This window comes from Streptosporangium sp. NPDC023825 (assembly GCF_040639575.1).
Lineage (GTDB): Bacteria > Actinomycetota > Actinomycetes > Streptosporangiales > Streptosporangiaceae > Streptosporangium.
In genome coordinates, this window is record NZ_JBFAAE010000030.1 from 20,198 (window position 1) to 32,800 (window position 12,603).

Annotated in this window: 16 protein-coding genes; 11 read left to right on the forward strand and 5 right to left on the reverse strand. The window is 70.6% G+C overall.

The genetic code is table 11. The annotated features are described in order from the left end of the window. Positions 1 to 323 precede the first annotated feature (323 nt). The 5 genes from AB0G15_RS24640 to AB0G15_RS24660 all read left to right on the forward strand — a co-directional run bounded on the left by AB0G15_RS24640 (position 324) and on the right by AB0G15_RS24660 (position 3,905). The gene (locus AB0G15_RS24640; RefSeq protein ID WP_362843940.1) at positions 324 to 722 is read left to right on the forward strand and encodes a phage holin family protein; all 399 of its coding nucleotides are present in this window, start codon (positions 324 to 326) and stop codon (positions 720 to 722) included. Beyond that, positions 719 to 1,435: a DUF3618 domain-containing protein gene (locus AB0G15_RS24645; protein WP_362843943.1), complete on the forward strand. Its 717-nt coding sequence runs from the start codon at positions 719 to 721 to the stop codon at positions 1,433 to 1,435. Before AB0G15_RS24640 ends, AB0G15_RS24645 begins: the two co-directional genes overlap by 4 nt. After that, positions 1,436 to 2,437: a YihY/virulence factor BrkB family protein gene (locus tag AB0G15_RS24650; RefSeq protein WP_362843946.1), complete on the forward strand. Its 1,002-nt coding sequence runs from the start codon at positions 1,436 to 1,438 to the stop codon at positions 2,435 to 2,437. It abuts the gene before it with no gap. A gap of 409 nt (positions 2,438 to 2,846) precedes the next feature. Beyond that, positions 2,847 to 3,422: a hypothetical protein gene (locus AB0G15_RS24655; RefSeq protein WP_362843948.1), complete on the forward strand. Its 576-nt coding sequence runs from the start codon at positions 2,847 to 2,849 to the stop codon at positions 3,420 to 3,422. Between the two features lie 9 nt (positions 3,423 to 3,431). After that, a complete protein-coding gene (locus tag AB0G15_RS24660; protein WP_362843952.1) occupies positions 3,432 to 3,905 on the forward strand; it encodes a VOC family protein in 474 nt (157 codons plus the stop codon). 63 nt (positions 3,906 to 3,968) lie between these two features. Here the strand turns inward: AB0G15_RS24660 and AB0G15_RS24665 are convergent, their stop codons facing one another. Further along, positions 3,969 to 4,664 carry a TenA family protein gene (locus AB0G15_RS24665; protein WP_362843955.1) on the reverse strand — a complete coding sequence of 232 codons (696 nt, stop codon included), beginning with the start codon at positions 4,662 to 4,664 and terminating at the stop codon, positions 3,969 to 3,971. 267 nt (positions 4,665 to 4,931) lie between these two features. Between AB0G15_RS24665 and wrbA the strand changes: the two genes are divergently transcribed. The 5 genes from wrbA (at position 4,932) to AB0G15_RS24690 (ending at position 10,189) form a co-directional block, all read left to right on the forward strand. Then, positions 4,932 to 5,564, forward strand: a complete 633-nt coding sequence (wrbA, locus tag AB0G15_RS24670; protein ID WP_362844115.1) for an NAD(P)H:quinone oxidoreductase — start codon at positions 4,932 to 4,934, stop codon at positions 5,562 to 5,564. A gap of 150 nt (positions 5,565 to 5,714) precedes the next feature. Beyond that, complete coding sequence (locus tag AB0G15_RS24675) at positions 5,715 to 6,233, forward strand: MaoC family dehydratase (RefSeq protein ID WP_362693245.1); 519 nt, start codon at positions 5,715 to 5,717, stop codon at positions 6,231 to 6,233. A 27-nt stretch (positions 6,234 to 6,260) separates the two neighbouring features. Then, on the forward strand, positions 6,261 to 7,421 hold the full coding sequence (locus tag AB0G15_RS24680; protein ID WP_362843958.1) for an acyl-CoA dehydrogenase family protein: 1,161 nt from the start codon (positions 6,261 to 6,263) through the stop codon (positions 7,419 to 7,421). Positions 7,422 to 7,591: 170 nt separating this feature from the next. Continuing rightward, positions 7,592 to 8,047: an HIT family protein gene (locus AB0G15_RS24685; protein WP_362843961.1), complete on the forward strand. Its 456-nt coding sequence runs from the start codon at positions 7,592 to 7,594 to the stop codon at positions 8,045 to 8,047. Between the two features lie 144 nt (positions 8,048 to 8,191). Further along, on the forward strand, positions 8,192 to 10,189 hold the full coding sequence (locus tag AB0G15_RS24690) for a hypothetical protein (protein ID WP_362843963.1): 1,998 nt from the start codon (positions 8,192 to 8,194) through the stop codon (positions 10,187 to 10,189). Here the strand turns inward: AB0G15_RS24690 and AB0G15_RS24695 are convergent. Further along, positions 10,176 to 10,643 (reverse strand): hypothetical protein, encoded by a 468-nt coding sequence (locus AB0G15_RS24695; protein ID WP_362843965.1) that lies wholly within the window; start codon positions 10,641 to 10,643, stop codon positions 10,176 to 10,178. The genes AB0G15_RS24690 and AB0G15_RS24695 overlap by 14 nt on opposite strands. 101 nt (positions 10,644 to 10,744) lie before the next feature. On the opposite strand from AB0G15_RS24695, the gene AB0G15_RS24700 reads away from it, so the two are divergent. Further along, complete coding sequence (locus AB0G15_RS24700) at positions 10,745 to 11,035, forward strand: hypothetical protein (protein ID WP_362843968.1); 291 nt, start codon at positions 10,745 to 10,747, stop codon at positions 11,033 to 11,035. A gap of 56 nt (positions 11,036 to 11,091) precedes the next feature. Here the strand turns inward: AB0G15_RS24700 and AB0G15_RS24705 are convergent, their stop codons facing one another. From AB0G15_RS24705 to AB0G15_RS24715, 3 genes are read right to left on the reverse strand one after another with little or no spacing between them, the layout of a single operon-like run. Beyond that, positions 11,092 to 11,259, reverse strand: a complete 168-nt coding sequence (locus AB0G15_RS24705; RefSeq protein ID WP_362843971.1) for a hypothetical protein — start codon at positions 11,257 to 11,259, stop codon at positions 11,092 to 11,094. Between the two features lie 56 nt (positions 11,260 to 11,315). Continuing rightward, a complete protein-coding gene (locus tag AB0G15_RS24710) occupies positions 11,316 to 12,047 on the reverse strand; it encodes a hypothetical protein (RefSeq protein ID WP_362843973.1) in 732 nt (243 codons plus the stop codon). Then, the gene (locus AB0G15_RS24715; protein WP_362843976.1) at positions 12,040 to 12,576 is read right to left on the reverse strand and encodes an RNA polymerase sigma factor; all 537 of its coding nucleotides are present in this window, start codon (positions 12,574 to 12,576) and stop codon (positions 12,040 to 12,042) included. The genes AB0G15_RS24710 and AB0G15_RS24715 overlap by 8 nt, the downstream gene beginning before the upstream one ends. Positions 12,577 to 12,603: the final 27 nt, after the last annotated feature.

The window sequence follows — 12,603 nt, forward strand, 5'->3', positions numbered from 1 at the left end:
AGAGGCTCATCTTCGCCCGTACCTCTACTTTTCCACCACTGGGACACGCGGGCCTCCCTATGATCATGGCGTAGTCCCGGCCGCGAGGCGTGATCGACGTGTCCGGAGCATGTCCGCCCCGCTCCCGGCCACCGCCACCGCCGTGCCGTTCGGCACGCCGGCCGGGTTCGCCGCCCCGCCCCGGCCCGGCGCGGCGCGGCGCGGCCGCCGGGCGACACGGCACGGTGTCGTCCCCACGCCCCCCTGTGATCATCGCAGCCAGGACCATGTTTGCCGGGGGAGGAGAGGGTAGACGTCCTTTCCTGTAGGGGAGGAGGCAGCCCATGACCAACGCCAAGGAATCACTGCCGACGTCCGAGCTGATCCGGCAGATGTCGGAGCAGGTCTCGCGTCTCGTCAAGGACGAGCTGCGCCTGGCCAAGGCCGAGCTGACGGAGAAGGGCAAGCACGCGGGAATCGGCGTGGGGTTGTTCGGCGGAGCGGGAGTGGTGGCCCTGTTCGGGGCCGGCGCCCTGGTCGCCGCGGTGATCCTGCTTCTCGCGCAGGTCATGCCCCCGTGGGCGGCGGCCGCGCTCGTGGGCGGGGTGCTGCTGGTCGTGGCCGGCGCGCTCGGGTTCTTCGGCAAGCGCCAGGTCGCCGAGGCCGCCCCGCCGACCCCCGAACGGACCATCGAGAGCGTCAAGGACGACATCGACGCGGTGAAAGAGAGGGCGCACCGATGACTGAGACAGACCCGGGCGGACCCGAACGGCCCCAGGCCGTGGCCGGCACCACCGGATCCCGCAGGAAGGGCGTCGACGAGCCGATAACGCCTGACGAGAGCGGATCGCTGAACATCCCGCCGAACCAGCCGGACGGCACGCCCGCCGAGGACCTCGGGGTTTCCGAGTCCGAGCGCGACGGCACGCCCCGGCTCCCGGAGGGCGCGGCGCTCGCCGCCGTACCGGACAGCACGGCGAAGAACACCCCGTACGTCAACACCGGTGACACCGGTGGCGGCGCGACGGAGGTCGGCAAGACCGTCGGAAACGACGGGAACGACACGGAGACCGTGCGGCGGGACATCGAGGAAGCCCGCCGCGAACTGGGCGACACAGTGGAGGCACTGGTGCACAAGACCGACGTCAAGGGCCGTCTGCAGGAGACCGCCGCTCAGGTGGGCGACGACCTGCGCAAGGCGGGGGCGGCGACCGCCACCACGGCCACCGAGATGGTGGAGCGGGTCAAGGTGGCCGCTCCCGAGATGGTCGGGCGGGTGAAGGAGGCGGCCCCCGAGGTCGTCGGCCGGGTCAAGGAAGTGACTCCCGTCGAGATCAAGGACGCGGCGAACAGGGTCACGACCGAGGCGGGCAAGCGCCCGGTGGTGACGATCGCGGCGGTCGCCGCGCTCGTCCTGGTCGTCTTTCGCGTGCTGCGGCGAGGCAAGAAGAAGTAGATGACCGGCAGCACCGGCAGGGCCGCCCCCGACGATTCGCGGGGGCGGCTCGCCCTTGTCCCGGACACCCCCTCGCAACTGCCCCGGCGGGCCTGGTGGGGGGTCCTCAAACGGACCGTCCTGGAGTTCCAGCGGGACGGCCTGCCCGACTGGGCCGCGGCCCTCACCTACTACGCGGTGCTGTCGATCTTCCCCGGCCTGATCGTGCTGGTGTCCGTGCTCGGACTGGTCGGCCAAGACGTGATCTCCACCATCCTGGCCCAGGTCGCGGTGCTCGCCCCCGGCGACGTCACGCAACTGGTGAAGGACCAGATCTACCAGGTGGGCGGCGGCACGAGGGGTCTGCTGGCGATCGCCGGTCTGCTGGTGGCGCTCTGGTCGGCCTCCGGCTACGTCGCCGCCTTCGTCAGGGCCGGAAACGCGATCTACGACATCCGGGAGGGACGCCCCCTGTGGAAGCTGACCCCGCTCAGGGTCGGGCTGACGCTGGTGGTCGTCGTCCTGATGGCCGCCGCGGCGGTGGCCGTCACCTTCACGGGAAGGCTCGCCGAGGCGGCGGGCGAGGCCCTGGGAATCGGGCAGACCGCGGTCACCGTCTGGGGGTACGCCAAGTGGCCGGTCCTGGTGCTGATCGCCGCGGGCCTGGTGATGCTGCTCTACTGGGCCGCGCCCAACGTCCGCCAGCCCGGATTCCGCTGGATCAGCCCCGGCGGGCTGCTGGCCGTGCTGCTCTGGGTCGTCGTCTCGGCCGGGTTCGCGGCCTACGTCGCCAACTTCGGCTCCTACGACAAGACCTACGGCACGCTCGGCGCCGCGGTGGTGTTCCTGGTCTGGCTGTGGCTGTCCAACATGGCGATCCTGCTGGGCGCCGAGTTCGACGCCGAACTCATGCGGGAACGCCGGATCGCCGGAGGCCATCCGCCCGAGAGGGAGCCGTACGCCGAGCCCAGGGACGAGGCGAAGGAGGAGGACGGCCCCCTCCCCGGTCCCGGCGAACGCTGACCGGGTGCCGGTGGACCGCCACCCCGGCCCCGGCCGGACGGCACTCGCGGCTCTTTCGGCTACCCCTCCCGCCGCCGGCCGGACGCCCCAGGTCTCGGCGGCCCTTCCCGGCCCGCCGGGGAACGGGGCCGGTCACCGGAGATCCGGCCGATACCTGTGCGCGCAAGCGAGCCAAACTCATGTCTGTCGGGGTAATCTGACCGTTTCCGGGTGGGCGGCGGACCCCCTCCTCTCCGCCCACCCGGACCTTCCCGCGACCGATGTGCCGGCCAGGCCGCCGTTTCCGGCCCGGAAGGGCGAACTATGCTGATCTCGGACGCGCGCGGAGCCACGCGCATGTAGCGTTCTCGGGCAGGACACGATGTTCTCGGGCAGGACACGATTCTCGGGGCAGGACACAGGAGGTCTCATGCGCCGTGCTCTCGGGGTCGCCGCGGGCCTCGCCCTCATCGCGGCCGCCCTGTCGCCGCTGCCGCAGGCCCAGGCCAGTTGCGTCACCGCCGCCAGGAAGTGCCAGGGTGAGCCGCTGATCGGCATCGAGCTGACGGCCGGGGCCGCGCCGCGCCCCGACTCGCAGGGCCGGGTCTCCTACACCCTCGACTACTCCATGACCTGGACCCCCTCCTTCGCCCCCTACTGGGGCGCCTTCTGGGTGGGGGGCCGCTTCCCCGAGGGCGCGCGGGGAGGCGTCCGGGCGGTGCTGCTCGACGGCGCCGGCGGGCGGGTCTCCGTCCTGCGCTGCCGCGAGCGCTCCGACGGCGTCTGGTGCGCCGCGGGAAGCCACGTCCCGCACCGGGGACGGATCGTCTTCACGACCCGCCTCGCGCCCGGCACCGAGGCCGGGACCGTGGCCAGGCTCGGTTTCGACAGCTTCGAAGGGCTCGACAGGGAGGAGTCCGAACGCGGTTTCAGCCGGGCGCAGGCGAGGGAGAGATTCTGCGAGCACCGTTTCACCACGACCGTCACGACGACGCAGGCACCCTGAGGAGACGAGTTGAACGCCGTACTGACCGGTGTGCACCACCTCAAGATCTGGGTGAGCGACCTGGAGCGGAGCCGTTCCTGGTACGAACGGGTCCTGGGGCTGGAACACCACACCAGCTTCCAGGACGAGGACGGCGTGATCAGGGGCATGAGTTTCACGGTACCCGGCGCGGCCTTCCAGATCGCGCTGCGTGAGAACCCCGACCTGGCCAGGGTGCTCTTCGACGCCGACCCCTTCGCGCTCCAGGTGACCCGCGAGGGGCTCGACGACTGGGTCGCCCGTCTCGACGGCCTCGGTGTCCCGCACAGCCCGGTCTTCCGGGCCTCCGCGGGCCACGCGATGGGCTTCGCCGACCCCGACGGCGTCCAGATCCGCCTGTACGCCCCGGACGAGGAGGTCCACGCCGCCCAGGTGGGCGCCGGAGGCGTCTACCAGGGCCAGGCACCCGCCCCCGCCCCCGCCCCCGAGCGGGACCGGGACTGAGAGGTCCCACCCCGGAGGCGGAAGCGGGCGAGTGTCCGGTGTGTCCGGTCCGGGGGCGAGGTGTCAGGAACCGGCGGCCATGTCGAAGAAGCGCAGCTCCAGCCGTACGGCGCGGCGGAAGAAGTCGAGCACGCGCAGCCGTCCCTCCTCGTCCAGCCCGGGGCCCAGCCGGTCCAGCTCGTCACGCAGGAAGTGCACCCAGGCGCGGAAGGCCGGGCCCTCGTGCAGCTCGATCCACTCGCGGTGCACGAAGGTGTCCGGAAGCGGCTCCTCGGCGCGGGAGGCCCAGCCCAGGTAGGACCATTCGGCCACGCACAGCACCGCCAGGACGAGCGGGTAGTCCAGGCTGGTCCTGGCCTCGTCCATCAGGGCGCGGAAGTCGACCGTGACCGGTTCCAGCTCCGGAGAGGTCATCTCGGCGGGGGTGGCGCCGAGGGCGGCGAGGGCCCGGTGGAAGTACGTCAGCTCCTCGGTGGTGGCGATCTCGCCCAGGAACTGGCCGAACGGCACCCGGGACTCGAAACTGTCCGCGCAGGCCACGGCCGCCCCGAGCAGGGCGGTGAAGGAGTCGACGAACTGGAAGTCCTGGACCAGGTAGCGGCGCATGTCGTCGTCGGGGACGTCGCCCCGGGTGATCGCGGCGGCGAACGGGTGGCTCACCACCGCCGTCCACTCCGGCTCGCTCAGCGAGCGCATCCACTCGCTGAAGGCGGGATCGACGGCACTCGCGCGCCACTCGTCGTAGGGGATCTGCTCCACGGGGCCTCTTCTCGCGATCTCGGCGTCTCGACATCTCGATCAGCGTGAATGCTAGCCCCGCCGGGCCCGGCGCGCGGCGGCCCCGCGCATTCCGTGATCACTCGGGTCAAGGAGTCTTTGCAGGTCAGGACGGGTTCTTCTGGGGATCGTCGGGCACGTTCCGGCAGGACGATCCCGAAAGGGCGCCCGGAGGGATGTGAGGCCGTGACCGAGGAGGCTGGGACCGGGGAGACCGTGGCCGGGAAGACCGTGACCGGGGACGCGGCGATCGAAGAGGTCCTGACCGAACCGGTCGTCAACGCCGCCGTCATCTACTACTCGGCCACGGGTACGGTCTTCGCGCTGGCCAAGGCGGCCGCCGCCGCCGCGGAGAAGGCCGGTGCCGAGGTCCGCCTGCGCAAGGTCAGGGAACTCGCGCCGGCCGAGGCCATCGCGTCCAGCGAGGGCTGGGCCGCCCACGCCGCGGCCACCCAGTATGTCGTGGAGGCCTCGCTGGAGGACCTGGAGTGGGCCGACGCGCTCCTGTTCGGCACGCCCACCCGGTACGGCAACCCCACCGCCCAGATGAGGCAGTTCATCGACACCACCGGCCGGCTGTGGGCCCAGGGCCTGCTGGTCAACAAGATCGTTTCATCGTTCACCGCGAGCTCGACGACCCACGGCGGGCAGGAGAGCACGATCCTCGCGATGAACAACACCTTCTACCACTGGGGGGCGATCATCGTGCCGCCCGGCTACGCGGACCCCGTCCAGTTCCGGGCCGGCAACCCCTACGGCGCCAGCCACACCTCCGACAACGGCACGATCCCGCCCGGGGACGTGCAGCTGGAGGCGATGGACTTCCAGGCCCGGCGGGTGGTGGAGGTCGCCTCGGCGTTCCTCCGCGGGCGCCTGCCCTGACGGCGGCGTTCCCCCGCGATCACCGGGCGACCGGGGCGGCCGCGCCGACCCGGCCGTATCGGCCTACCCGGGAACCGGCACAGAGCAGGTCATTGACCGCCGAAACGCTGGACGATTAGCGTCGAGGTCCCGGCGTCCAGGGGAGAGACCGTGACCGTGCACGAACCCGGCCTCGGCCGGTACTACGAGGACTTCGTCGTCGGCGACGTCTACCAGCACCCGCTCGGCCGCACGATCAGCGAGGCCGACAACACCTGGTTCACCCTGCTGACGATGAACACCAACCAGAACCACTTCAACGCCCACTTCGCCGAGCGCGCCCCGGTCGGGAAGATCATCGTCAACTCCGGCCTGTCCGTGGCGATCGTGCTCGGCATCTCGGTGATCGACGTCAGCCAGACCGCCCTGATGAACCTCGGCTGGGACGAGATCAGGCTGACCCACCCGGTCTTCCTGGGCGACACCCTGTACGCGGAGTCGATCGTGCTGGACAAGCGGGAGTCGCGGTCGCGGCCCTACGCCGGGATCGTCACCTGCAAGACCCGCGGCCTCAACCAGGACGGCGACGAGGTCATGTCCTGGCGCCGCGCGGTGATGGTCTACCGCCGCGACGCGCCGCAGGACAAGAACTACTTCCCGCGGGCCAGGACCGGTCCGCTCACCCCCTGACGGCCGCTCCGCGGAAAGGACCCCGTGATGGACTTCGAGCTCAACGAGGAGCAGCAGCTGTTCCGCCGGACCCTGCGGGAGTTCGTCGACAAGGAGATCGTGCCGGTCGCCTCCGAGTGGGAGCGGGCCGGTCGCTACCCCACGGAGATCGTCGAGGGCTTCGGGGAGATGGGGCTGTTCGGGATCACGATCCCCGAGGAGTACGGCGGGCTCGCCCTGGACCGCGTGTCGTTCGCCCTGGTCTTCGAGGAGATCGCACGCGGGTGGATGGGTGTGGCCGGGGTGCTCGGCTCGCACTCCCTGGCCGCCTGGATGATCGCCAGGTACGGCACCGAGGAGCAGAAGGACGCCTACCTGCCGGACCTGGCCACCGGCGCCCGCCGTACCGGCATCGCGCTGACCGAGCCCGCGGCGGGCACCGACCTGCAGGGCATCCAGACGCGGGCCGTCCGCGACGGCGACCACTACGTGATCAACGGAACCAAGACGTGGATCACCAACGCCAGGCACGCCGACCCGATGCCCGTCCTGGTCAAGACCTCCGTCACCGACCCCGCGCACCGCGGCATGTCCCTGCTCCTCGTCGAGGCCGGAACCCCCGGGTACACCGTCAGCCGCGACCTGCCCAAGCTCGGCTACAAGGGCCCCGAGACCTGCGAGATCGTGCTGCAGGACGTGCGCGTCCCGGCCTCCGCGCTGCTCGGCGGGACCGAGGGACGGGGCATGCAGCAGGCCCTGTCGGCCCTGGAGCTCGGCCGGATCAACATCGCCGCCCGCGCGGTCGGCCTGTCCCAGTGCGCCTACGACGCCGCGCTGAGCTACTCGCGCGAGCGTCACGCCTTCGGGCAGCCGATCGCCGATTTCCAGGCCATCCAGCTCAAGCTCGCCGACATGGCCACCGACATCCAGGCGGCCCGGCTGCTGACCTACTGGGCGGCGGTCCGTTCCGAGAGCGGCGCGGTGAACTCCGAGGCCGCGATGGCCAAGTACTTCGCCTCCGAGGTCGCGCTGCGCGCCACCACGGAGGCGATGCGGATCCACGGCGGCTACGGCTACTCGCAGGAGTTCGTCCTCGAACGCCTCTACCGGGACGCGCCGCTGATGGCCATCGGCGAGGGCACCAACGACATCCAGCGGATGGTCATCGCGAGGTCCCTCATCTCGGGCGCGGCCAAGCTCGGCTGGTGACGCGGGTGGCGCGGGTGCGCCGGTGACGCGGGTGGCGCGGTGACGCGGTGAAGCCGGTGACGTGGGTGACGCGGTGAAGCCGGTGACGCCGCTGGCGCCTGGTGACACGGCCCCGCTCCCGCGCCGCCGGGGGACCGTACGGGCCGCCCGGCGTCTCCTATCCTGACGTGATGCCGGTCTCTGAAGTGGTGCCAGGTGAGGACTGTCTGTTCTGCGCCATCGTCGCCGGGGGGCGACCGGCCCACGTCGTCCTCTCCGACGGCGTGGCCGCCGCCTTCCTGGACACGCGGCCGGTCTTCAAGGGTCACGTCCTCGTGGTCCCGCGGACCCACGTCGAGACGCTGGCGGACCTGCCGGTACCGATGGTCGGCCCGTTCTTCGAGCGCGTCCGCGCCCTCTCCGCCGCCGTCGAACGGGGCCTGGAGGCGGCCGGCACGTTCGTCGCGATGAACAACCGGATCAGCCAGAGCGTCCCGCACCTGCACGCCCACATCGTTCCCCGCAACCGCAAGGACGGCCTGCGCGGCTTCTTCTGGCCCCGTACGAAATACGAGGACCCCGCCGAGGCCGGGTCCTACGCCCGCCGCATCCGCGAGGCCCTGCAGGCGGGGACCGCGCGGCCCTGAGAGCCGCCCCGCCCGCGTTCCCGCACCGGTTCCACCGGCCGGCCGGGAATGGGGGCTCGGCGACGAACGCCTGGCCGTCTCCGGCCGCGGGGATGGCGGCGGGCGGACCCGCGCGGCCATGATGGTCGCGGGGAGGTGGTGGAGGTGGAGGAGACGCCCGCGGCACCGGGGACCGGGCCGCTCGCACCCGGCTTCAACGGGATCGACCCGGCATTGATGAGGGACTTCATCACCCAGCTGGAACGGGCCGGGCAGGCCATCGCCGAGCACGCCGAGGCCATCCGCAGGGAACTGGCCGCGGTGGACATGCCCGCCGCCTCGCTCGCGCCGGTCAGGGAGATCGGCGGCTGGGCCGAAGAACAGCTGCCCAGGCTCCGGCAGCGGGTGGAGACCATCACCGCCACCCCTGCGGCACTCCTCGGCGGCGGGCTGAGCGGCTACCGGGAGGGTACCGCCCTCACGCGGGCCGAAGCCCTCGAGCGGGGAAAGGACCTGGGGGAGCGTTTCGCCGGCATCGACCCGGACGCGTTCTCCCTTCTCGGTCCCTACGCCTCCGACCGGATGGCCGCGGTCGTCGAGGAGCTGAAAGCTCACCAGAACGACGCCGACTTCACCGCCTCGTTCTTCGCCGCGCTCGGACCCAAGGGCACCCGGGCACTCGGCGAGCGGCTTCGCCGCCGCCTGGACGACGCGGAGGAGGCGATCGGTGTCGCGGGAAAGGCCTTCGCCACCGCGGTCGCGGGCGGCGCCGCGGTTCCCGGATTCGCCGCTGTCGTCAAGGCCGTGGAGAGGCGCGAGGCCCTGGACGACGTCGCCGACCTGCTGGCCCACGGCCGCTACCCGACCGGGTGGCTGGTCGGCATCGCGGCCCCCGCGCTCCTCCCCGGGAACCGGACCGGTACGGCCACCCTGGGCAGGCTCCTCAACGCCCTGGGCAACAACCCCGCCGCCGCCCGTCTCGCGATCAGCTCGGCCACCGACCTCGCCCCGGTCCCGGCCTCGGCGAAATCCCCCTTCGGCGTCCTGCCGGCCTCCCCGCGGTCGTGGAAGGCCCTGCCGACGCTGGCGGCCTTTCTCAAGGAGCTCGGCGAACGGGCCGGCCGGACGCCCGAGTCCGCGGGCGGGTTCGGGCGCATGCTGGCCGCGGCCTCCGGTGCCTACGACGAGCCGCAGGGGAGGCACAGCCGCGAGGCCGCCTTCTTCGCGTACACCGTGATGACCACGGCCGACGAGCTGAGACTGGACGACGCCACCCGGCCGCACCTGTCGGAGATCGCGGGCTCCTATGCTCCCGAGATCACCCTGGGCGCCGACATCGGTGACGCCGACATGACCAAGGACAGCGCCCTGTGGGCGACCCCCACCCCTTTCGAACCGGCCGCCGTCCCCGGCCTGCGCGGCGCCTTCCGGCTCAGTCCCGAGGACACCTTCCGCTTTCTCACCACCTTTGCCGCCACGCCCCGGAGCCGGGCCCCGTTCGAGGCGGGCATGGGCCAGCTCGCCGAGCGGCTGCTTCCCCAGGCCTCCCGCCTGGTCAGGGACACCGGCGACGTCACCGCCCTCGACAACCTGTTCACCGTCCTCGGAAACGTCCGCGGCTTCGAACTGGCGGCCGCGGTCCGGGTGCTGAAACCCGTGGACGAGGCGGTGAAGGACGCCGACGACGCGGACAGCCTGATCCTCGGCACCCTCATGGGCGGGCTCGGCCTGGTCTACCCCATCTCCCTTTTCGCCCGTACCTGGACGGCCCTCTCCACCGGGGTGGCCGCGGGTGACACCTACGCTCCCGATCCGGAGGAGCAGGTGGCCAAGCTCCACGAGCTGGACGGCGCGGAAACGCTGGGCCGCCAGTACGAGATCGCCCGGCTCCTCATGAAACAGGGCTTCCTTCCCCAGACGGCGCCGTCCGGCTCGGTCATCGCCGACGCGAACGGCGATCTGCGTCCTTTCCACGAGATCGCGAAGCAGGGAAACGCCGGGATGAAGGCCCTGGAACAGTGGTTCATCGACAACGGCATGGGCGGTCAGGACAAGCTAAGTCTCGGGGCACTGAGCGTCGCGCTTGCGGGCCGCTTCGATGGGCGCAAGGATCCCGGCTTTCAACGTGCGGGTCTCTACAAGAGCAAACTCACGACCGACTAAGACATTCGGTCTCACCACGCACCGCGTATTGACCATTGATCGAGGACTGCAGTATCAGGGATGTCCCGGATGACTCATCGGCCACCGTCATGGGATCGTTGATGTCATCAGGGTCGCCAATGCTGACAAGTTTGTAATTCGCCACACGTTTTGAGGCACTGATCATCAACTCGTTGAGGCCGCTTGCTCCGCGTTCAGGCGCGATGTCCTGGCCCGTCGCCGCGAAGGTGCGTTTGGCTCCGTCCTTCCCGCAGGGGACGTCCTTTCCGCCCGGGTCGGTTATCTGGATGTTTTTGGCATTCACCTCTTCAAGGAGTTTCAGGACGTGTGCTTTGAGGGTTTCCCCCGCCTCGATGGCCGTGGGGTGCTTCTCGCCGCAGGCGACCATGGGCAGGGCCACCAGCAGGAGCGTGAGGCCGAGCCGTACGGGAAAACTGCGGGCGGAACGGGGCATCGAATCTCCTTCGAAGCACTGGCCGACTGAGCGCACGATCTCATATCGTCCGGGAGGTCGCGCAACTCTTACAAGAAACACCGACAGGAAAGGCCAGGCGGATGGTTTCCGGATCCAGGGACGCGATCCCCAATCCCCGGCGGGAGGAGTTGCGGCGTGCGCTGGCGCGGGTTCGGCTGCACGCGGCGCAGCTGGAGACGGCGCTGGATCCCGCGCACGCCTCGTTCACCGGGAAGGCGGTCTGGGTGGGACCGGCGGCGCGGACGTTCGCCGAGGAGTTGATCGGCCGCCGGAACCGGCTTCGCGTGCTCGTCGGGCGGATCGTCGAGGAACTGGAGGCGGAGTTCCGCGCGACTTCCGAGACGACGGACCGGCCGGCGGGCACGCGATGACCGGGTGGGGGCTTCCAGCGCTCCGTGTCACCTGGTACTCCCGTGACATTTCGCGATCATGGTTGCGATCTGCGCTGGTAGTGGCGGCGGCGCCACTGTGACCAGTGCAGGACATGGTGGACGGGGCGGTGCCGGGTGAGGACGAGGGCGGCCGGCAGGCCGCGCACGTATGCGGTGGCCGTGCGCCGGGGCGACAAAGTGCCGGTCGTGAACATCGCGGACATGAACCTCGGCAAGGCCGGTTTCGGCGCCTGGGCCGGAAGGTCCTGAGAAACAGCCTTTAATCCACGGATGAAACCGTTGGCGCGGCCGGGGCGTCGTACGCCGCGATCGACCAAGCCCCGGGACGCTTGCCGAGTTCGGTGGCCAGCCGGTCGGCTGTCTTCGGGTCGGAAAGGTCGTACCTCCCCTTGCACGCATCCTTGGACGGGCACGAACCGCGTCCGCGCGCGACAGGGGCATCTGGCGGAAAGACCCAGATGGTGATTTCGTGATCGCGGCCGAGCCAGCCCGGCTCGTGCGCCTTGTCCGCGAGCATGCTGAGCCCGCCGTCCGGGCCGCATATGCCGCTGGCGCTGCTCGTTCCCTCATTGGTGAAGAAAATCGAGCCCGGCTTCTGACAGAAGATCACGATCTTGATGTTTTCGCTTGTGGGACGGAAGCGGAGGCGCTCTTTTGCCGCCGACCGCGGCACCGTCGTTGCCGATAGACGGTTCAGCCCCTTGTAGGCGCGTGGTGGCTCTTCGAAGGCCGCCGGGGTCGCGGGCGAGGCCGGCAGCGCGGGTTCGGGAACGCCGATCAGGTTCGACACCAGCATGACCACTGTCATGACGACCACCGTGGTAGCGATGGCGGCGCCCGCCGTCCAGCCCCAGCCCCATTGTCGGCGCGGGCGAGGCTGACGTGCCGCGGCCTGGCGGGCGATCAGCCGCGCACGAGCTCTGGCCACGGTCTCGGCTGAAGGCGGTGGTTCGTCCGGGATCGCCTGGGCGAGCAGCGTGATCTCATCCATCGTGCGCCTCCTTTAGCGGGTTGACGTCGCCCAGTGCCTTGCGAAGCTGCTTGCGTGCCCGGTTGAGCCGGGACGCGACGGTGCCATAGGGGATTTTCAGGGCGGCTGCGACTTCTCGGTGGGTCAATTCGCCCAGCGCCACCAGCAGCACCACGTCCCGGTCGCCGCTGTTCAGACCGGCGAGCGCCCCCGCGAGCCTGCCGGCGAGGCTTCCAGCCGTGACACGCGTGAGCGTCGTGTCCTCGTGGCTTTGCGCCTCGCGTTCGGATGTCCGGCTGAGCGCTTTCCATCTGCGGATCTCGCTACGGCGGTGTCTCGAGATGAGCTTGGTCGCGATGCCGTACAGCCAAGGTCTGACCTCACCGCGCGAGGATTCGTATCCCCCTCCGGCAGCGATGAGAAAGACCTCGCCCGCCAGGTCGTCGGCGGCGTCTCTGGAAAGCCGCCGAGCGATGTAGCGGTGGATCTCGGCGAAGTGCGCGTCGAAGATCTGATCGAGGTCCAGTCCCAGACGGGTGGAAACGCTCATGCGAGCGGTCCCGCTGGCATCCGTGGT